Below are 19,500 nucleotides of genomic sequence, written 5' to 3'. Positions count from 1 at the left end.
GTATATAAAATCTTGTTGAATCCGTTTGAACCACAAGAAGATTGGTTGAATAAAATGGCAGAAGAAGGATGGAAATTAGTTAAGACGAGTCGTTGGGGTTATAAATTTGAAGCCTGTCAACGAGGAGCTGTCTGTTAGGAGGTAGACTTTGTAGCAGATAAGTCGTTCGCTGAGTTAAAAGAGTATGAAGCATTTTTAGAGGGACTAGGCATGAAGGTTTTCACTAAAAACTTGAATCTTGGCAAGTACTCGATTGGGGAAGTTCGTTTGCGTGAAAAAACATCAGGATGAAAAAGCATTTAAGTTACAGACAGATTATGAAGATTTTATTCTATATGTCAAAACAATTTGTAATGCATACATTGTAGCGGGGGGGTTATTAACGATCACGCTGATGATGAATCTTGGCAATCACTTACTGCTCAACTTCGTGTCAGTTGGATTTATCCTATATTTATTAAAATTGGTTCGGTTGTTTAAGCGTGAACGTAGAGTTTATAAAAAACAATAAAAAATTTAAGAATCGTAAAAGTGACTTCACCATGAAGTCACTTTTTTTAGTGGGGACAAATTTGTCCATATGAACGTCAATATAATAAATTTTAATCGCTTACATTGCTTGTTAAAATAGGGGTGTATTATAAATCAAGATTAAGAAGGGATGGGAGTGTCTTGGAGGCTTTAAAAAAATCAAAAGCAATGAAAGTTGGGGGGACACAAAAAGAAAAAGGGATGAGCCGTAAAGGGAAAGATCGGTTGTTTATTGCGGTTTGTGTTTTACCTGCTGTGTTGTTATTTAGTTTATTTATTTTATATCCGATGGCAAAAGGATTTATGATGTCTTTTTATCAATATAGTGGACTCGGGGGGGAAGCAACGTTTATCGGGCTAAAAAATTTTCAAACGTTATTTGCGGATCCAATCTTTCTCACTGCTATGAAAAACATGGTGTTTGTACTGGTATTCTTCCCATTAATGACAATGGTGCTCGCCATGTTATTTGCAGTAATGTTAACTCAGGGAAGACTTCATCAGTTTGAGCAGAAGTTTTTTAAAATGATTATTTTCTTTCCTAATATTTTATCAATGGTTGTGATTGGGGTGTTATTCCTTTATTTATACGACTATAATTTAGGATTACTTAATGGATTTTTAGATGTGGTGGGATTTGAGGTCTTAAAGCAGACGTGGCTTGGACAAAAGAGCACCGTACTGTGGTGCTTAGTTGCGACGATGGTTTGGCAAGCCACGGGTTATTACATGGTGATGTATATTGCAGGGATTAATCAAATTCCAGTCGATTTATATGAAGCGGCTGATATTGATGGTGCTAGCAAACGCGTCCAATTTTTCAAAATCACGCTTCCTTTACTTTGGCAAATCTTACGTGTCACCTTAGTGTTCTTTATTACAGGGGCATTTAACTTAACGTTCACATTTGTGACGGTAATGACAAGTGGTGGACCGAATAATGCCTCACAAGTTCCACTGACTTACATGTATTCACAGGCGTTCTCGAATGCGAATTACGGTTATGCGATGGCGATTGCAGTGGTGGTGTTTATTTTAGCGATTACGTTGTCATTCATGATTCAAAAATTAACAGATAAAGATGCGATTGAATTTTAAGGGGAGGTGTAACGATGAAAAAGTTTTTATCGGGAACAGTACTTCGATTGATTTTATGGTTGGTGTCAATTTTAATTATTATTCCACTCGGATGGACTATTGTTCAATCGTTTAAAACGACACAGGAATTTTTCGGGGATGTTTGGGCGCTTCCAGCGTCACTTCATATTGAAAATTATGCGAATGCTTGGTCAACCGCCAACATGGGGTCGTATTTTTTTAACTCCATTTTGGTGAGTGTCATGGGGGTTTTATTCTCACTTTGCTTAGCCGTACCGGCTGCTTACTGTTTGTCACGCTATCGATTCTTTGCTTCAAAATTCATAATGTTTGTATTTAGCGCTGGTTTATTTATTCAAGCAACGTATGTGTTAGTTCCATTATTCTCATTATTAAAAGATTTAAATTTACTTGATAACTTAGTCGTTTTAGCCCTTATTTATGCGACTTCAAGTTTGCCATTTACGATTTTCTTGTTATCAAGCTTTATTCGAGGTGTGTCAAGAAGTTATGAAGAAGCAGCAGTGATGGATGGAGCCAATCGTTTCCAAATCATGACGAAAGTGATTATGCCACTCATTCAACCAGGAATCGTCACAATTGTTATTTTTAACTTTATGGCTTATTGGAACGAGTTCCTGATGGCATTTACGTTTATTTTAGATGACGCCAAAAAGACGTTACCAATTGGGCTTCAAAATTTAATGGAAGTTCAACGATTCTCAACAGACTGGGGAGCTTTATTTGCGGGGATGGTCATTGTATTAATTCCAATTGTGATTATCTATGCGATTTTAAATGAAAAATTAACTGAAGGTGTTAATGTCGGTGGAATTAAAGGATAAGAAAGGGGAATTTAAATGTCAGGATTTACATTACCAATTGATAACGTAGAATATGAAAGATTAAGAGAGGTGATGACGCGTTGGCATGCCGATGCGATTCGAGATTCAGATGGAACAAAACTAGATGATCGTATTTTAGAACTTGGTTTAAAAGTGTATAAAACGTACTTAACAACACGTAATGACCAACAGTGGGCAAAAGATCACAAAGAAGAATTACAACAACTTTATATGATGAGTGAACCAACGATTGCTTTTCATAAGTATTTAATCATTGATCTGATGAAAGGAATTTTTAAAGAACAATTTAAAGTCAATCCCAAAGATTATCATCGTTATTGGCAAGTCATTGACCGAACAACGGGTAAGGAAGTCGGTCATGAGAAGTGGTTTTATGATGATGAAAAAGAAGTTGTTGTATTAGTTGATGCTATTCTTTATCATGAGTACACGGTTAACTTCTTAATGTATCAAATTTGGGATCCAACTCAAATGTACAATCATTTAACGAATGATTGGGGGGATCGTGAGCATGAAATACCGTATGATATGAGACATCCTCTGACGAATTCCCATATTAAAGGCTATTTAAATGAGTGGTTAAGCGAGCATCCTGAAGTAGATGTGGTTCGGTTTACAACGTTTTTCTATCATTTTACACTCATTTATAATGAAATGAAAAAAGAAAAGTTTGTGGATTGGTTCGGTTATAGTTCAACACTTAGCCACGAAGCCATTCAAGCATTTGAAAAAGCTAAAGGATATCCCTTAAAAGCTGAATATGTCGTAGATGAAGGATATTTTAATAATCCATTCCGAATTCCAACTAAAGAGTTTTTAGACTTTTTAGATTTTCAATCGGAGTTTGTGTGTCGTGAGGCGAAGGTCCTCGTGGATATGACGCATGATCATAAAAAAGAAGCCATGATGTTTTTAGGTGATAACTGGATTGGAACAGAGCCTTATGGAAAATATTTTGAAGCGATAGGCATTGATTCAGTGGTTGGATCAGTTGGAAATGGAACCACACTTCGTATGATTTCTGATATTCCAGGCGTCAAGTATACAGAAGGACGTTTCTTACCTTATTTCTTCCCTGATGTATTTTGTGAAGAGGGGGATCCTGTTACTGAAGCGAAGGAAAACTGGATCCAAGGACGACGTGCCATTATGCAAAGCTCTCTTGATCGGATTGGATATGGTGGGTATCTGTCACTGGCTTTACAGTTCCCTGAGTTTGTTGACGTGGTGGAGCGAATTTCAAATGAGTTTCATACGTTTCATGAAATGGTGCAAGGTACGAAAGGATATAAGGCTCCCTTTAAAGTGGCGATTTTAAATTGCTTTGGTAAACTTCGTTCTTGGCAAACAAATCAAGTCGCGCATGCGCTTTGGTATAAAGAGATTTATTCGTATGTTGGAGTACTTGAGGCATTGTCGGGGATGACGTTTGACGTGGAGTTTATTAATTTTGAGGATATTAAGCAGAATGGAATTTCTGAGGAGATCGGGATTATGATTAACTCTGGAGATGCGATGACGGCTTGGAGTGGTGGTGAAAATTGGTTAGATGAAACAGTGATTACAACGATTCGTGAGTGGGTTTATAATGGGGGTGGATTTATCGGAATTGGAGAACCAACAGCTATTCAACATCAAGGGAAGTACTTCCAATTGTTCGATGTACTCGGAGTTGATAAAGATATTACGTATGGACTTAGCTATCGTAAGTATCATGAGTTAACAAAGGAACATTTCATTCTTGAGGATATAAAGACGGAGATTGATTTTGGTCGTGGGATGAGGGGCGTATTTAAAAAAGGTGAACATACGACGATTTTAGCGATGGATCAAAATGATATTTTATTATCAGTCAATGAGTATGGACGCGGACGTGGCGTTTACATCGCAGGGTTACCTTATAGCGCTCAAAATGCAAGACTTTTACAACGTGCGATTTATTATGCGGCTCATCAAGAATCAGAACTAATGACTTATTATGTGGATAGCTGTGAAGTGGAGTGTACTTACTTCCCTGAAGTGAAAAAGCTAGCGGTATACAATAATAGCTTTGAGGTTCAAGAGGCACAAATTTATGTGCGTGGAGAAGTGAAGCATCGTGTTACATTAAATGAAATGGATTTAATTTGGTTAGACGTTGAATAGTAAAAAGCGATATCTAAAAGGATATCGCTTTTAAATGAATAGAGTAAAAGGAAAAACCTTTATGGCCATTTTTTAAGGGGGATCAAAAACTTTAGCATCATCAATTACTGTTAAGGGATTAATAAAGCTTTAGAGATCGTACGTCCTAATTAATCTAGTAAAAATGAACCCCTCTAATGAAAAGAGTCTTGTTTTTTAGATAATACCCTAAATACTAGATAGTGTTAATTGATTAGAGTATATGATCTTTTATGAATTTAATTTTTTTGATATTAATTTTAAAAAGTGACTCATTACATCCCAAGATACTTAAGGTAGTCATTAATTGTCATCAGAGGCATATCTAGTTTTAACTTCGTCTCTTTCGTTATAGCTCTTTGTGTTGCCATTTCAAATCCTGCTAGTTCTACAGCAGCCAAGTATTCATCAACGATTGGCTTAATGTGGATATCTTTACTTTTTAACAGTTTGCCACAGTTCCTGTAAATTTCTAAAACAGGATGACAGGGAGAAAAAACAGCTTTCATTGTTTCAAAATTATTGTTTCCAGGGAAACCAGAATTTGAGATGACAACGAATTGTTGTGTTTTTTGTACGGTATCGACAAGGTCAAAATTTTCATTTTGCTGAACGATTAATGGACTTTTCAATGGGATAAGACGGTCGACAAAGTTTTTTAGTACAGCTGTCATATTCCAAGTATAAATTGGAGTTGCAAAGCAGACAACATCAGCAACCTTATATTTTGGAAGTAATGCTTCCATATCATCTTGCAGTATACATTTTCCTGGAGTTTTAAACCAACAGGTAAAGCAACCTTTACAGTGACCGATTTTTTTGTCAATGAGGAATATATTTTCAGTATCTGCACCGCCTCGTTTAGCACCACGTAAAAAAGCTTCTGCTATTACATTCGTGTGACTATTAGCTCCTGCAGGGCTACCATTAAAGATAATAAATTTCATAGGGAAATCATCTCCTTCTCTTAGCTGATGACTTTATTATAAAGACGACAATAGATATGTTCAATCGACGCTCCGTAGAGTTAAAGATAGAAATGGTCATTCCTTCTTATAAAATATCCTCAATTTCGGTCAATGCAATAAATAAAAAAAGGCCTAGGGCCCTTTTTATTCAATTGTTAAAAGATAGCTTTTCCAGTTTTCATAGGTTAAATCAGTTGCTTGGTTAATTAAATATTCTCCTTTTCCTGCATAGCTGTAAATTTGGTAACACATGCGGCTTTCACCTGGCAATAATTTAGTGTTTTCAGAACATGGAAGTACTTTTTCATTGTTGTATTCAACGTGATAGTTTGCTAAATAATCGTTGTTCTCAACCCCCATGATGTAAGGAGTCGTTGAAAGTGGTTTAAGTTCTTGATCATCTTTAAAGACAGTCATTAGAGTTAGAGGATGTTGCCCATATAGCCCAACTTCAAGTGTCTCATTGGTTGTATTTGTTTCGGTAAACCATAGTACTAACCCTTTTTTTGAACTTCCAAGTTCATCATCGACAATTTCAGCTTTGTCAAATGAGACCAATCCAAGGATTTGGTCGTCATTTTGAATGGTGATTTGATCACCGATAGTTAAGTGAGGGAGTGTTTCGTAGTCATGGCGTGATAATCCATTTTCAAGATAGAGTTGTGCTTCATTTACGATATAATCACTACTATCTATCAGTGTATTAACGGATGGTTCTTCTTCCTCTTCAATCGCAATATTTTCTTCGGCTGTTTCAATTTTTGTTGGGGATTCTTCTATGATTTCCGGCTGTGGTTGTGCATCTTCCATGACATTTTGTTTTTGATGACAGGCAGTTAAGAATAGTAAACTTAAGAGTAGTATTTTTTTCATGTTGGTAATCCCTTTCAATTCTATGATATGAAATTATAGCATATTGATAGATGATTAAGGTTAAATTTACAATATTAATAATAAAATTCCATAACTTTGTTATAATTTGGCGAAAAAAAATAAGGTCACCGTTAGGGTGGCCTTATTTTACTTCAATCAAAAAGCTTTGATAGTTACTATAAGTGTTATCTAGCGCTTGATTGATGAGATATTCTCCCTTCCCAGCATAGCTATAATGGTTATAGCACAGACGACTTTTTCCTGGCTCTAGCGTATTAGGGGTAGAACAAGCTTCTACCTTTGCTTGTTGTTGAGTGAACTCGACATGCTGTGTTTGAAGATAATCTTCATCTGCAAATTTTAGGTTTAGTTCATCTGCAGGCATCAGTTTAAGTTCATCTTCTCCATAGAAAACACTTGTATTGACAACTGGATCTAACACGCGTCCTGCTAATCCAACGTGAATTTCCTGATCACTAATATTAGTTTCTTTGTAGTAAAAGGCAATGCCTTTACGTCCACTTTTTTGATGGTCATCAATAATTTCATAATGATCAAATTGAACGGTTGCATAATCTGTTTCACCATTATTAAGGGTGATGACATCATTAGAATTTAGATAGGGTAGTGTTTCATAATAGGCACGTCCCACTCCGTTTTCTAAATAAAGTGAAGGGGTATTTTGATTAGGAGATTCAAGGGAGGGTTGGATGGAATGTGTTGAAGGATTGTCCTCATTATTTGATGGTTTTTCTTCATCTGATAAAAGAGGAGAGTCGAATTCTTCTTCTTTGTTTGGAAGAGTCATTTGACTAGGATTTTGTAGGGAAACTGAGGTAGATTGGGGTTCCTCAGTTGGGAATTCAATCTGCGTGAGTTTCAGTGGCATGCCTGGGGTGTTGAGTAAGACAAGTTCGGGTACAGGGGTAGAACAAGCACTGAGTAGGGATAGCTCACAGATTAAAAATAGAATGCCTAGAGGTTTCATAATTGCCCCCTTTCATAACGAATTTAATTATAGCGGTTAAAAGGGCACCTGACAATTGGAAGTATTGAAAGAAAAGATATTTTTTTGAAGAAAACGCCTAAAAAAATAAACGAAGTATGACGAGCTGTCATAAGCTATAGTAAGAAAGTTTAGTAGGAGATGATGAGATTCATTAGAAGTAAAAATTTTGAGAAATAATAAAAATTATGGCTTAGAATGGATATTTTAGCAATATAATGACGATAATAAAAAGTAAGCGTTTAAATCTCGTAAAAAGGAGGTGAAAATGATGAAGTGGTTAGTGAACGAAAGTGATCATTATGTGTTTCATGTACATGCGGGCAGTTTGGCGCAGAAGGATATTGAAGAGATTATGGAGTATCAAGAGCATTGCCTGAAGTATGTGTTACAGGTTTTAAGACTTGAGTTGGAAGAGAAAATTCATTATTTTTTATGTGATAGTTTAGATGAGGTTGGAATGTATTATGGTGATTATGTTCCGTGTAGTAGTTTTTTTCGTGATCCATTTGAGATTTATGCAGTCTATAGTCGGAAACAAAAAGCGATTGGCTTTCATCAAGATGTGTTGTTGTTAGCTAATTTAATTAATCGACCAAATGCAGTGGCCATTCGAGAAGGGTTAGCGATGTTTTTTAATAAGAAATGGTTTGGTGTTCATAATTTTGAGTGGGTTCTTTATTGGTTAGAGAATGACCAGTATGTTTCATTACAACGTTTGATGAAAGACGAGTATTTTTATGATTATCCCCCTTATTTAACGTATCCTGTCGTCGGTGCTTTTACGCAATATCTCATTATGACATACGGAATGGATAAATATTTATCATTTTATCGATTAAATGAATCAACGGTTAATAAACGATTTAAGGAAATGTACGGGGAGGGAATTAAGACGATTGAAAAAGAGTTTTTAGATTATGTGAGATTATTTAAATTGGATTATGCGATGAAAGAGCGGATTATCGAATTAATCAGTGAAATGTAAGATGTCATCTCTTAAGAGGAAGAGATGACATCTTTTATGTTTTGATTGACAGTAGATAAAAAATGAATTACAATGACTATAATATTGATTTTATACAATTAAATTTCATAAAATCATATGAGGTGAAATGATGAACAAATATGAAGCATTAAAATTAGAGAATCAGTTGTGCTTTGCTTTATATGCGACATCTCGTGAAGTCATTAAGTTATATAAACCATTTTTAGATGCGTTTGGCTTAACGTATACGCAATATATTACATTGCTTGTTTTATGGGAAAAGGAAGCTATCTCATTTAAGGATTTAGGACAGGCTTTGCATTTAGATTCAGGTACGTTAACGCCGCTCATTAAAAAATTAGAAGCGATGAAATTAGTCATCAAATATCGTGATCCACAAGATGACCGTGTCGTGATTGTGGAATTAACCGAAGATGGGCGTGTGTTAAAAGATGAAATGGTAGATATTCCAAATCAATTATTCTGTCGTGTTGGTGGCGAGGTAGAAGAGTACGCTAGCTTGAAATCATCACTGGAATCTTTATTAAAGAAATTGAGTTAAATCACGGATTTAACTTTAATTTTTTCTAAATTAATTGTATAAAATTAAATTTGATAAAATTAGAAAGAAGGAATGAAAATGAATTTTTATCATTTAGAAGCGAAGAAAATGAATGGACAAATGGTTCGAATGGATGAATATCAAGGAAAAGTGGTATTGATTGTCAATACAGCGAGTAAGTGTGGATTAACACCTCAATTTAAAGAATTAGAAGCTCTTTATCAAGATTATAAACCTCAAGGGTTTGAAGTACTTGGCTTTCCATGTAATCAATTTGCAAAACAAGATTCAGGAAGTAATAAAGAGATTCATGAGTTTTGCCAACTGAATTATGGCGTGAGTTTTACAATGTTTGAAAAAATAGAAGTGAATGGGGAAGGAGCACATCCACTTTATCGATTTTTAAAAAAGGAAGCAAAAGGACTGTTTAGCTCAGAGATTAAGTGGAATTTTACGAAGTTTTTAATTGATCAAAATGGTCGTGTCATTAGACGATATGCCCCAACGGTAAAACCTTCAAAGATTGAAGCAGATATTCAAAAATTATTAAAGTAAGGAAAAATTAGATGAAGCGTCAAATGGTTTATAGGCTAAATTTTTTCAACAGGATTTGAAACGGTAACAGGGGATACTAAATGGTTACTAGTGGATCGTGTAGGAAATGTTGTGGTGCGTTTTACACCGATAATGAAACGAGAATAATTAGAAGATGCCATTAAAGAATTAATTTAATGAGTCGTAATAAGTAAGATTAAAAAAGATTGAGTTTTCTAAAGACTCAATCTTTTTTATGACGATTATTTAAAACAAAAGACTGGTTCTACAAATGGTGGCTTAGGTATAGCATTTAATAAAGAAGGAGTTGATTTAAATGTTACAAACAGAGCGATTAATCATTAGGAGATTTACGAAAGAAGATTGGCAGGATTTGTATGAATACTTGCGTGATGAGGAAGTTGTTCAATTTGAGCCTTATGAGGTTTATACTGAAGAGCAAGCCAAACAAGAGACGCTCAAACGAGTAAATGACGATTGTTTTTTTGCAGTTTGTTTGAAAGCAGATGGAACAGTCATTGGGAATTTAACGTTAATTGAAGGAGCATTTCAAACATGGGAAGTAGGGTTTGTTTTTAATCGTCAGTATCAACGTAAAGGTTACGCAACAGAAAGTGTCAAAGCGTTAATGAATTATGCTTTTACTCATTTAGGTGCTAGACGAATTGTTGCGATGTGTAGTCCATTAAATGAACCATCTTGGAAGTTGTTAGAACGAATTGGGATGCGTTATGAGGGGACATTGTTACAAAATGTGTACTTTAAGAAGGATGAAGAAGGAAAGCCGATTTGGTTAGATACCTACGAGTATGCCATCTTAAAATCTGAATGGATAAAACAGGGATAACCTGTTTTTTTTATGGGGTTGTTTCGTTTAAAATAGAAATAATAAAACATTGTTACGTTAAAGTATTCACAACGAAACAATGTTGTGCTATATTAATAGTATGATGAAACAAACCCTATTCAAAGGATGATTAAAATGGACCATAAAAAACAAAATTTAAATATAAGTTCAAAGCTTCATTTAGTAGGTGGAGATTATAAGAAAGTTCATATTTCTGGTAGTGGCACGTTTAGTGGGGATTTAAACTGCGATACTTTTCAAACGAGCGGCAAAGCAAACCTAGAAGGAAATTTGCTAACCAATCAGTTTTATAGTAGTGGGAAGGTATTATCAACTGGAGCTCTAAGTTGCCAAGAAGAAATTAAAGTGAGTGGAAAAGCTTGTTTTGAGAAATCTGTTACGGCAAAAGAAATCATTGTATCGGGAATATTGGAATCATTTGAACAGATAAGCGGTGAGAAAGTAAAAGTGTCGGGACGTGTGCGTGCTAAGTCGATGAAAGCTGATGAGGTTTTTATCTCAGGTTCAATGAATGTTCAAGAGTTACTTCAAGCACAAGAGTTAACAGTAAGTGGTTGGTTGAACGTATCAGGAGGGATCGAAGTGGAACAGATTAAAGTAGCCGGCCATGTCAGTTGTGAAGGATTACTAAGTGGTGAGAGCGTTAGGCTTGAGGCAATGAGTGGTTCAACATTTAAAGAAATTGGGGCAACAGAAGTTGAAATCATGCGTTCATCGATGGAGAGTGGCATGACCCAGATGGTTGGGTCACTTTTAAATACGCTGATGGGAGGATTATCGCCACTTAAAAAAGTAAGTGGAGAGTTAATTGAGGCGGATACAATCAGCGTAGAATATGCAAAAATTTCAAAAATTAGTGGGCATGATATCATCATTGGACCTAATTGTGTGATTGATGAGATTGAGTATAGTGGCAGTTTGAGTATTGATGAATCGTCAGTTGTTCATCATCAAGTAATGGTATAGGAGGTAAAAAATGATGAGAAGTTTAAAAATGAATGGTGCAGGAAGTAGTGGCGGTGGTGTTTTTAAAGAGGTTATGTTAGAAGGTGCTCATAAAATTACAGGAGATATCGACTGTGAGAATTTTCATACGGCAGGAACGTGCAAGGCTTTAGGTCACATTTCTTGTTTAACGTTTAACGGAGCAGGAGCTATGACGCTTCAGGGCATTAAGACAAAAGAGATGTCGGTAGTGGGATCTTGTACCTGTCATGGAACAGTTGATGGTGAAGTGTTACAGGTGGAAGGGTATTTAAGTGCAGATGAAGAAATAAATGCTGAAGACATTCGAATCGAAGGAAAGTTTAAAGTATTAGGTGTGATGAATGCAGAAAAGGTAACCTTGTTATTGCATGAACCATCAAGTGTAATGGAAATTGGAGCCGGAAAGATTGAGGTTAGAAAATTAACGAAAAAATCTAAATCATGGAATATCTTTACGATGTTTAAAATAAAGAAAGTGGCGTTAGAGGCAAATCTGATGGAGGCTGATGAGATTTATTTAGAGTATGGTCATGTTAAAAAGGTATGTGGCGATCAGGTGGTGATTGGACCTCATTGTATGATTGAGGAAGTGGAGTACCGAGGAGAGATTGATATCCATCCGACTTCGAAAGTTAAGCGTCAAAAACAAATTTAAGGAGGTTTGAAAGATGGCGGAGCATTTAAAGATATATGGTGATGCAACCGTTGGTGGAGGAACCTTTGATAAGGTTCGTATTTATGGTGATGGATTGATTACAACAGATCTTATAGCTAACAGTATTAAAGTTTATGGTGATGCGACGTTTGAGGGACGTGTTGAGGCCAATTTGATTAAGGTCATGGGGGATTGTGAGTTTAAAGGGCATGTGACGTGTCAGACGGTTGCAATTTATGGTGATACGACGTTTGAAGGAAGTGTTGCAATTAAGTTGTTAAAGATTCGTGGGATGGCGACACTTAATGAATCAAGTGTGATTGAAAGTATTCAAAGTATGGGAGCTTGCGTGGTCAATGGGACATTAAAAGGTGAACGTTTGACGAGCTATGGATCACTTGATGGGGATGGAACGATAAAGGTTCATACCTTAATGTCACAAGGTGAGATTCGAACACGAGGTGAACTTGAGGGTGAGTATTTAAATATTTATGGTGCGATTCATAATGCGAAGTTAATTAATGGTGAAGAAATTCATATTGTGTTAAATGAACATTGTCGCTGTGAAAGTATTGGGGCAACGAAGTTAACGGTGAGTCCGTCTAAGAAAAAACGAGTTCGTAAGACGTTGACGGTGAATCAAATTGAAGGTGATGAGATAAATCTGACGTATACGAAAGCGAAAAAGGTTCACGGTGATAAGGTGATGATTGGAGCGGAGTGTACGGTTGATTATGTGGAGTATTCAACTGATTTAACAACACATCCTACAGCAAAGATTAAACAACAAGATAGAAATTAGGTGATGAGTATGGAAGAATCTTTAATCTCTAAAAAAGAATTATTGCAGTTAACGAATATTTCATATGGACAACTGTACAGATGGAAGCGTAAAAACTTAATTCCTGAAGAATGGTTTATTAAGAAGTCTGTTTCAACCGGACAAGAAACATTTTTCCCAAGAAAAGAAATTCTTGAGCGAATTGAACGGATTCTTGAACTTAAGGATACAGTGTCGTTAGATGAGTTGTCAGAAATTTTCTCACCCCATGTAGCGGAACCAACATTTGATAGTTCGGAGTTAATAAATAAGAAGATTGTGTCACAGCAGGCAATGCAGTTGTATCAAAGTATGACAGGGGCTTCAGCTAATTTATCAGATTTAAAAGAGGTGTTGATGTTAAAAATTTTACAAGATTATGTGGCATCAGGGGTTATTACATTTGATGAAGGAAAAATGATTCAAGCTTTTTTAAATCAGCATTTTATGAAGTTAACACAGGAAAAATCAAGTCTTTTTTTGATGCGGCATTTAGGCCTGCCGTTTGTTATTGGTGCGATTGATAAGGAGATGTTGCTGATTGATGAGCAGGATCGAATTGTGTTAGAAATTGCAGTGGCGAAGGAACTAAGTCAGATTAAGTTAGCGAGTTTGCAATAAATTTTAAAATATCGGGGGGGACTGTTTATGAGACAGTACATGTTTAAACACAAATTTTTACTGGTTACAACAGTTTTAGTTCGTTGTATTGGGGCAGCGATGCAAGGCTATATTGCGCTTTTAATTCAACAATTGATTGATTATGTAGTGGGCGGGGACATGAATGGTTTTGTGAAGGCTATTCTCTTCGCGGCGGTTTATTTTTCACTGATGGGACTGGTTGACTATTTAACAAGTGCGACTCAGGCGATTTATTTGAAAAAAACGTTGATTGCGCTAAAACGTGATGTGTTTAAAGGGATTTTAGCAAAAGACTATGAAGATTTTAATAAGAGTAATACGGCTGATTATTTATCAAATTTGACGAATGATATGAATTTGATTGAGGCCAATTACATTACACCGTTTTTAATGATGATTGGAGATGTGGTGATTTTTGTAGGGACCACGGCTGTTTTACTCTGGATTAATCCCTGGGTGACACTTGCGATGTTTTTGATGGCCGCTTTATTAATGATTGTGCCATCGCTTTTTGGGAAGGTGCTTGAGAAAAGACAAAATAAAGTATCGGATAAGCAAGGGATGTTTACCTCAAAGATTAAAGATATTTTTCAAGGCTATGAAGTCGTGAAGTCTTATCGAATGATTCCATCCGTCACCCATGAATTTAACGTTGTGAATGATGAGTTAGAGGATGCAAAATTTAAGAGTACACATCTAAAAGGGGTGGCTCAAGCTGTTTCGATGATTTTTGCCATTGGTACACAAATTGCTGGAATGGCGATTGCGGGATACTTTGTCCTTCTTGGGCAAATGACAGTCGGAAATTTATTTGCGGTCGTTCAACTGGGGAATGGAATTCAAGGTCCGATTATGTGGATTATGCAGAAAGTGACTCAAATTAAAGGAATGAGCGGTGTGAATGAAAAAATCATGGCGCTGATTGAGGTAGGAAAACGTGAATCTAACGAAGTAGCATTATCAGAATTTAAGGAATCAATTAGATTAGAGAATGTGCATTTTGCTTATGAAGAAACACCGGTTTTAAATGGTATTTCTTATACGTTTTCAAAAAATAAAAAGTATGCGATTGTCGGTGAAAGTGGTTGTGGGAAATCGACGCTGATTAAATTAATGATGGGATATTACCGTGATTATGAAGGTCAGATTTTGGTGGATGGTCAAGATGTTAAGAATCCAATCCCATTATCGATGACAGAACTCGCTTCTATGATTCATCAAAATATTTATTTATTTGATAAAACGATTGCAGATAATATTTTCTTAGATCAAACCTTTGCAGATATTCAAATAAAACGTGCTTTAACTCAAAGTGGTGTAACAAAATTTATCAAGCTGTTACCTGAGGCTTTAAAAACTGCTGTTGGTGAAAATGGGAAGAATTTATCAGGAGGGCAAAAGCAACGTGTGGCGATTGCGCGCGCCTTAATTCAGGAGATGCCTATTTTAATGTTGGATGAGGGAACCTCAGCACTTGATTTACAGACGGCGTATGATATTGAAAAGACGTTGCTTGCAATCGATGAGTTAACAGTCATTACCATTACTCATAAGTTAAGTGAGGAAATTTTATCAGATTATGATGAAATCATCGTGATGGATCAAGGTCAGATTGTTGAATCTGGAAGTTTTAATCATTTATTAACTCAAAAAGGTGCATTTTATCAGTTATATACACTTAAAAAAGACGACGATTTTTCTGTTGCTAGTTAAGATTAAAGTCGACCTTCTAGGTCGGCTTTAAAAATAATTTTTCTATATGGTAATAAATGGTTTTTGAGGGGCGGGGAGTTAAGGGAAAATAAAAAAAGCTATTGATTATATTCAATAGCTTCAGTTTAAAACAAATTTAGTAACGTCGACATCCTCGTTTAGTAATGAAATCACCTGTTTCTAATTGGTAGAAATCTTCTGACTCTCCAATGACACGACGTAAATCACCTGGACGGAGGACGGTTGTCGCATGAGCATCAGGAGATGCTTCGGTTAAAACTGGGATATTACTGATGACTTTAACAACAAATGGGTCTTCTAATGTGATGACTTCATTCGTTGCTGCAACTAACACCTCACAAAATTCTTTACTAATCCACCCCGGTTTAATTCGATACATGTCATTGACAACGGACGAAACAGAATAGACTTGCCCAACCTTTGCACAAACCATCATTTTTGAGGTGTTTGAAGGATCTTTGTGAATGGTGGCATGATCTAAAACAGCAATTAAAAACTTGTCATTTGGAACATAATACGTGTTTTCGTTATATTTCACATTAGCCATCTTTATCAATCTCCCTTTAGGTGAATATCATCTTTCTCTATCAGTATATGTTTGAATTTTTTATATTTTCCCATGATTCGTCTAATTTTCGAAAGAAATGAATAAGTTTGTTAAGGGATGATGCGTAATTAGGCTTTAGATCATAAGTGGTAGGGGGAGAGAATGGATTTTATGAAGTATCAGGTGATAGATGAGGCGTAAAAGACGTTTAATAGTCCTCGAACTTTAGAGAAATTTTTAAACAAGAAGGTTTGTTTATCGAAAGAATATGAAGTTTTAGGGGCTATTTTGTTAACGATGGATAGAAAAATGAGGATTTAACTAGGGGAGGCATTAATCATGAATGAGAAATCATCAAAGGATGTTAATCGAAGGGATTTAAATCATTTAAAGTATTTGATTTCACACGCTTGGAAATGGGATAAGTTATTATTTGTTTATTATGGTTTATTTACATTATTAACAGCCGTGCAACCCTTTATCAGTTTGTTTTCGATTAAGTGGCTGATTGATGAGTTGACGACAGAAATGAATGTGATAGTGTTAGCTTGTATTTTAGGATTCTTTTTGCTCGGTGGGGTAATGGTTAATGCCCTTGTTACATTCATTAAAAATTTATATATGCCCCGTCTCATTTTACTGCGTTTTAAGTTTATAAATCAGATGCAACGTAAAGCTATGAAGATGGATTTTAGATATACAGAAGATCCCAAAACATTGGATGATTTAGAAAATGCCGGGCAAGCTGTTTCTTCAAATCATGTGGGAATTGAAGGGGTTTTTCATAAGTTGTTTGAGGTATCGGGGAGTTTAGTGTCGTTACTGACATATATGAGTTTATTATTTATGCTCAGTCCATGGGTTCTTTTATACTTATTTTTGAATATGCTGTTTGTTTACTATTTAACATCTAGAGCGAAAAAATATGAATTCTCTAAAAAAGATGAAAATGCAGCGTTAAATCGCCGGTCGAGCTATTTGTATAATACGATGTCAGATTTTAAATTTGGAAAAGAGATTCGCATTTATCAATTAGGGATTTGGCTTTGTGAAAAATTTAGAGGGATAAAAGGAGAACACTTACAGTTAACGAAAAAAATTCAAAAGCGTTATTTGGGCGTGAGTTTAGTGGATGCAATCTTGATTTTAATTCGAGAAGGAATTGTGTACGCCTATTTAATTTATTGTGTCTTAGCAAAGGGATTAAGCCTTGGAAGTTTCTCCATGTATTTTACGAGTATTAGTCATTTCACGACGACCTTGCAAAGCGTAATGGAAGATTTAGCTCATCTTCGTTTGCAATTATTGTATGTCAATCATTTTAGAACTTTTTTAGAGATTCAAGATGAGCTACCATTAGAAGAACCAACCCCTATTCCGTTGCTTAAACCGTATACGATTGAGTTTAAAAAGGTGAGTTTTAAATATCCAAACAGTGAACGTTATATCTTTAAAGATTTATCGTTTAAAATTAAGGCAGGAGAACGCTTGGCCATTGTTGGCATAAACGGAGCAGGAAAAACAACGTTGGTTAAATTAATAACTCGTTTATATGAACCAACAGATGGTGAAATATTATTAGACGGGATTAATGTTAAAAATTTGGACCGCGCCAAGTATTTCGACTTATTCTCAGTCGTGTTTCAAGATATTAAAGTGTTGGCGTTTACGGTTGGTGAAAATGTAGCGATTCAAAATCGTGATGTCCTTGACCGTGCAAGAGTGATGGAATGTTTAGAGCAGGCAGGGATTAAAGATAAAATTGCATCCTTAAAGCATGGCATTGAGACGCCGATGTTAAAAGGTTTTGAAGAAGAGGGAATTGAGTTATCGGGAGGTCAAAATCAAAAATTAGCATTAGCGCGGGCACTCTATAAAAATGGAGACATTGTCATTTTAGATGAACCCACTTCAGCGCTTGATCCGTTAGCAGAGTATGAAATTTATCAAAACTTTGATGCCTTGATTGGAGATAAGACTGCCATTTATATTTCTCACCGATTATCAAGTACACGTTTTTGTGATACGATTGCTTTTTTTGAAAATGGGGAGATTTTAGAGTATGGTACTCATGAGGAACTGTTAGCGAAAAAGGGGCGTTATGCGGAAATGTTTAATATTCAAGCACAGTATTATCAGTTAGAGTCAGTAGAGGAGATGGCAGCATGCGCAAATTAATAGAACCCTTGATGAAAGATTTGAACGTGATTTTCTTTTTATTTCGATTGGCCTATCAGATTTCAAAGACCTATCTTCCCATTGTCATCACCTCATCTATTGTGACGGCCTTGATGCCATTTTTGAATTTGGTGATGATGAAGCTAGTCATTGATGAGTTGACCGGTTCTAGAAGGATTGAGGTTTTTATCTGGTTGGTTGGAATCGTGGTGCTTGGAAATTTGGTGTTAAATGTGACATCGCGTTGTTTGAAAACGAAGGTGGAGATTAAAAATGAGGAGTTGTTAAATGGATTTGACGCGATGGTGGGTGAAAAAATCATGAGCCTTGATTTTCAAATGATTGAGGATCCAAAGATTCTAGATTTGAAAGAGCGTGCGTTATTTCCGATTCATAATCAGGGGGCAATGTATCGGGTCATGGAATATTCGATGACGTTATTTTCAACCATCTTAACGATGATTGGATTGATTGCCATGATTTCGATGTTAAATCCGTTGATGATTCTATTTTTGTTTTTAATGGCAATTTTATCAGCGTTCATTAATAAGAAGGCACAACAAGTGATGTTTAAATTTTATCAACTCTTGATTCCAGTTAATCGTAAGTTTAGTTATTTTGGAAACTTAACGAGCGATTTTAGTTATGGAAAAGAGATTCGTTTATATAAAATGGACGATTTAATCATGGATCGTATTGAGGATTATAATCACACGACGTTAACGGTCTTTACTGATTTATATGAAGTGCTTGGGAGATATGCAGCTTATAGTGAAGTGATGATGCAGATTCAGATAGTGTTCGTGTATCTTTATATGGTATATAAAGTCATTGTTAAATCGATTGGACTGGGTGATTTTACGATGTATGCCTCAGCTGCAACACAGTTTGGTCAGTGTTTATCACAAATTTTAAATACCTACATGGAGCTATCTCAAATGTGTCGATACATGGAATCGTATATAGAATTTGATGCATTAAAACCAAGTGTTTTAAGTGGGAAAGAGACAGATGTACCGATGGATAATCTGACACTTGAGTTTAAAAATGTGTCATTTAAATATCCAAAAAGTGAAGTTAATGTGCTAAATAACGTTAATGTGACGATTCTGCCAGGTGAGAAATTATCCATTGTTGGACTCAATGGTGCGGGGAAAACAACCTTTATTAAATTATTAACGCGTTTGTATGAACCAACAGAAGGAGCCATTTATTTAAATGGGGTTAATATTTTAGAGTATGATTTAAAAGAGTATTTAGCTTTAATGTCTGTCGTTTTCCAAGATTTTAAATTGTTCGCTTTCTCGGTTAAAGATAACATTGTGTTTAATCAAGTGGAGAAAGATGAAACGATTATTGAAGTATTAAGAGAAGCGGGATTTGAAAATATAAATGTGGATTTAATGATAGGAATTCCAAACCAAACGTTAGAAGAAGTAAAAGACTCAATAGAAGAAAT

At 35.6% G+C, this 19,500-nt stretch carries 20 protein-coding genes; 16 read left to right on the top strand and 4 right to left on the bottom strand.

Annotated features, from left to right (window positions below; translation table 11 throughout):
* The first annotated feature begins 12 nt into the window (after positions 1-12).
* The 5 genes from QWC74_RS02530 to gnpA all read left to right on the top strand — a co-directional run bounded on the left by QWC74_RS02530 (position 13) and on the right by gnpA (position 4,640).
* Positions 13-138, top strand: coding sequence for a DUF2812 domain-containing protein (locus tag QWC74_RS02530; RefSeq protein WP_129821420.1), 126 nt, complete (start codon positions 13-15; stop codon positions 136-138).
* Between the two features lie 133 nt (positions 139-271).
* A complete protein-coding gene (locus QWC74_RS02525) occupies positions 272-511 on the top strand; it encodes a hypothetical protein (RefSeq protein ID WP_006783565.1) in 240 nt (79 codons plus the stop codon).
* Positions 512-672: 161 nt separating this feature from the next.
* Positions 673-1,629, top strand: coding sequence for a carbohydrate ABC transporter permease (locus tag QWC74_RS02520; RefSeq protein WP_006783566.1), 957 nt, complete (start codon positions 673-675; stop codon positions 1,627-1,629).
* Positions 1,630-1,643: 14 nt separating this feature from the next.
* Entirely contained in the window at positions 1,644-2,474 is an 831-nt protein-coding gene (locus QWC74_RS02515) for a carbohydrate ABC transporter permease (protein ID WP_006783567.1), read from the top strand.
* A gap of 15 nt (positions 2,475-2,489) precedes the next feature.
* Positions 2,490-4,640 carry a 1,3-beta-galactosyl-N-acetylhexosamine phosphorylase gene (gene gnpA, locus QWC74_RS02510; protein WP_155222901.1) on the top strand — a complete coding sequence of 717 codons (2,151 nt, stop codon included), beginning with the start codon at positions 2,490-2,492 and terminating at the stop codon, positions 4,638-4,640.
* 293 nt (positions 4,641-4,933) lie between these two features.
* Here the strand turns inward: gnpA and QWC74_RS02505 are convergent, their stop codons facing one another.
* The 3 genes from QWC74_RS02505 to QWC74_RS02495 form a co-directional block, all read right to left on the bottom strand.
* Positions 4,934-5,605 (bottom strand): flavodoxin family protein, encoded by a 672-nt coding sequence (locus QWC74_RS02505; protein WP_006783569.1) that lies wholly within the window; start codon positions 5,603-5,605, stop codon positions 4,934-4,936.
* 165 nt (positions 5,606-5,770) lie between these two features.
* A complete protein-coding gene (locus QWC74_RS02500) occupies positions 5,771-6,499 on the bottom strand; it encodes a hypothetical protein (protein ID WP_006783570.1) in 729 nt (242 codons plus the stop codon).
* Between the two features lie 142 nt (positions 6,500-6,641).
* Positions 6,642-7,487, bottom strand: a complete 846-nt coding sequence (locus QWC74_RS02495; protein ID WP_006783571.1) for a hypothetical protein — start codon at positions 7,485-7,487, stop codon at positions 6,642-6,644.
* A 289-nt stretch (positions 7,488-7,776) separates the two neighbouring features.
* On the opposite strand from QWC74_RS02495, the gene QWC74_RS02490 reads away from it, so the two are divergent.
* The 9 genes from QWC74_RS02490 (at position 7,777) to QWC74_RS02450 (ending at position 15,295) form a co-directional block, all read left to right on the top strand.
* A complete protein-coding gene (locus QWC74_RS02490) occupies positions 7,777-8,493 on the top strand; it encodes a hypothetical protein (protein WP_230321554.1) in 717 nt (238 codons plus the stop codon).
* Between the two features lie 130 nt (positions 8,494-8,623).
* The gene (locus QWC74_RS02485) at positions 8,624-9,055 is read left to right on the top strand and encodes a MarR family winged helix-turn-helix transcriptional regulator (RefSeq protein ID WP_006783573.1); all 432 of its coding nucleotides are present in this window, start codon (positions 8,624-8,626) and stop codon (positions 9,053-9,055) included.
* A 78-nt stretch (positions 9,056-9,133) separates the two neighbouring features.
* Positions 9,134-9,610, top strand: a complete 477-nt coding sequence (locus QWC74_RS02480; protein ID WP_006783574.1) for a glutathione peroxidase — start codon at positions 9,134-9,136, stop codon at positions 9,608-9,610.
* A 316-nt stretch (positions 9,611-9,926) separates the two neighbouring features.
* A complete protein-coding gene (locus QWC74_RS02475; protein WP_006783575.1) occupies positions 9,927-10,457 on the top strand; it encodes a GNAT family N-acetyltransferase in 531 nt (176 codons plus the stop codon).
* A gap of 135 nt (positions 10,458-10,592) precedes the next feature.
* Positions 10,593-11,444, top strand: a complete 852-nt coding sequence (locus QWC74_RS02470; protein WP_006783576.1) for a hypothetical protein — start codon at positions 10,593-10,595, stop codon at positions 11,442-11,444.
* A gap of 10 nt (positions 11,445-11,454) precedes the next feature.
* On the top strand, positions 11,455-12,120 hold the full coding sequence (locus QWC74_RS02465; protein ID WP_006783577.1) for a hypothetical protein: 666 nt from the start codon (positions 11,455-11,457) through the stop codon (positions 12,118-12,120).
* A gap of 13 nt (positions 12,121-12,133) precedes the next feature.
* A complete protein-coding gene (locus QWC74_RS02460; protein WP_006783578.1) occupies positions 12,134-12,922 on the top strand; it encodes a polymer-forming cytoskeletal protein in 789 nt (262 codons plus the stop codon).
* 9 nt (positions 12,923-12,931) lie between these two features.
* Positions 12,932-13,561 (top strand): DUF4004 family protein, encoded by a 630-nt coding sequence (locus tag QWC74_RS02455; RefSeq protein ID WP_006783579.1) that lies wholly within the window; start codon positions 12,932-12,934, stop codon positions 13,559-13,561.
* 27 nt (positions 13,562-13,588) lie between these two features.
* The gene (locus QWC74_RS02450; protein WP_288993891.1) at positions 13,589-15,295 is read left to right on the top strand and encodes an ABC transporter ATP-binding protein; all 1,707 of its coding nucleotides are present in this window, start codon (positions 13,589-13,591) and stop codon (positions 15,293-15,295) included.
* 136 nt (positions 15,296-15,431) lie between these two features.
* On the opposite strand, the gene QWC74_RS02445 is transcribed toward QWC74_RS02450, so the two are convergent.
* Complete coding sequence (locus tag QWC74_RS02445; protein ID WP_006783581.1) at positions 15,432-15,863, bottom strand: hypothetical protein; 432 nt, start codon at positions 15,861-15,863, stop codon at positions 15,432-15,434.
* 339 nt (positions 15,864-16,202) lie between these two features.
* Here QWC74_RS02445 and QWC74_RS02440 point away from each other — a divergent pair, with 339 nt between their 5' ends.
* Positions 16,203-18,041, top strand: coding sequence for an ABC transporter ATP-binding protein (locus tag QWC74_RS02440; protein ID WP_155222900.1), 1,839 nt, complete (start codon positions 16,203-16,205; stop codon positions 18,039-18,041).
* Positions 18,029-19,500: ATP-binding cassette domain-containing protein (locus QWC74_RS02435; protein ID WP_288993889.1), on the top strand; the 1,472-nt coding region annotated here is incomplete at its 3' end. The genes QWC74_RS02440 and QWC74_RS02435, both read left to right, overlap by 13 nt.

This window comes from uncultured Turicibacter sp. (assembly GCF_938044715.1).
Lineage (GTDB): Bacteria > Bacillota_I > Bacilli_A > MOL361 > Turicibacteraceae > Turicibacter > Turicibacter sanguinis.
This window is presented reverse-complemented; position numbering and strand designations above follow the sequence as displayed.

Bases quoted from the DNA above. Each gene is read 5' to 3' on its own strand.
- QWC74_RS02515 (WP_006783567.1), top strand. From the start codon at position 1,644: ATGAAAAAGTTTTTATCGGGAACAGTACTTCGATTGATTTTATGGTTG.
- gnpA (WP_155222901.1), top strand. From the start codon at position 2,490: ATGTCAGGATTTACATTACCAATTGATAACGTAGAATATGAAAGATTA.
- QWC74_RS02505 (WP_006783569.1), bottom strand. From the start codon at position 5,605: ATGAAATTTATTATCTTTAATGGTAGCCCTGCAGGAGCTAATAGTCAC.
- QWC74_RS02500 (WP_006783570.1), bottom strand. From the start codon at position 6,499: ATGAAAAAAATACTACTCTTAAGTTTACTATTCTTAACTGCCTGTCAT.
- QWC74_RS02495 (WP_006783571.1), bottom strand. From the start codon at position 7,487: ATGAAACCTCTAGGCATTCTATTTTTAATCTGTGAGCTATCCCTACTC.
- QWC74_RS02490 (WP_230321554.1), top strand. From the start codon at position 7,777: ATGAAGTGGTTAGTGAACGAAAGTGATCATTATGTGTTTCATGTACAT.
- QWC74_RS02485 (WP_006783573.1), top strand. From the start codon at position 8,624: ATGAACAAATATGAAGCATTAAAATTAGAGAATCAGTTGTGCTTTGCT.
- QWC74_RS02480 (WP_006783574.1), top strand. From the start codon at position 9,134: ATGAATTTTTATCATTTAGAAGCGAAGAAAATGAATGGACAAATGGTT.
- QWC74_RS02475 (WP_006783575.1), top strand. From the start codon at position 9,927: ATGTTACAAACAGAGCGATTAATCATTAGGAGATTTACGAAAGAAGAT.
- QWC74_RS02470 (WP_006783576.1), top strand. From the start codon at position 10,593: ATGGACCATAAAAAACAAAATTTAAATATAAGTTCAAAGCTTCATTTA.
- QWC74_RS02465 (WP_006783577.1), top strand. From the start codon at position 11,455: ATGATGAGAAGTTTAAAAATGAATGGTGCAGGAAGTAGTGGCGGTGGT.
- QWC74_RS02460 (WP_006783578.1), top strand. From the start codon at position 12,134: ATGGCGGAGCATTTAAAGATATATGGTGATGCAACCGTTGGTGGAGGA.
- QWC74_RS02455 (WP_006783579.1), top strand. From the start codon at position 12,932: ATGGAAGAATCTTTAATCTCTAAAAAAGAATTATTGCAGTTAACGAAT.
- QWC74_RS02450 (WP_288993891.1), top strand. From the start codon at position 13,589: ATGAGACAGTACATGTTTAAACACAAATTTTTACTGGTTACAACAGTT.
- QWC74_RS02445 (WP_006783581.1), bottom strand. From the start codon at position 15,863: ATGGCTAATGTGAAATATAACGAAAACACGTATTATGTTCCAAATGAC.
- QWC74_RS02440 (WP_155222900.1), top strand. From the start codon at position 16,203: ATGAATGAGAAATCATCAAAGGATGTTAATCGAAGGGATTTAAATCAT.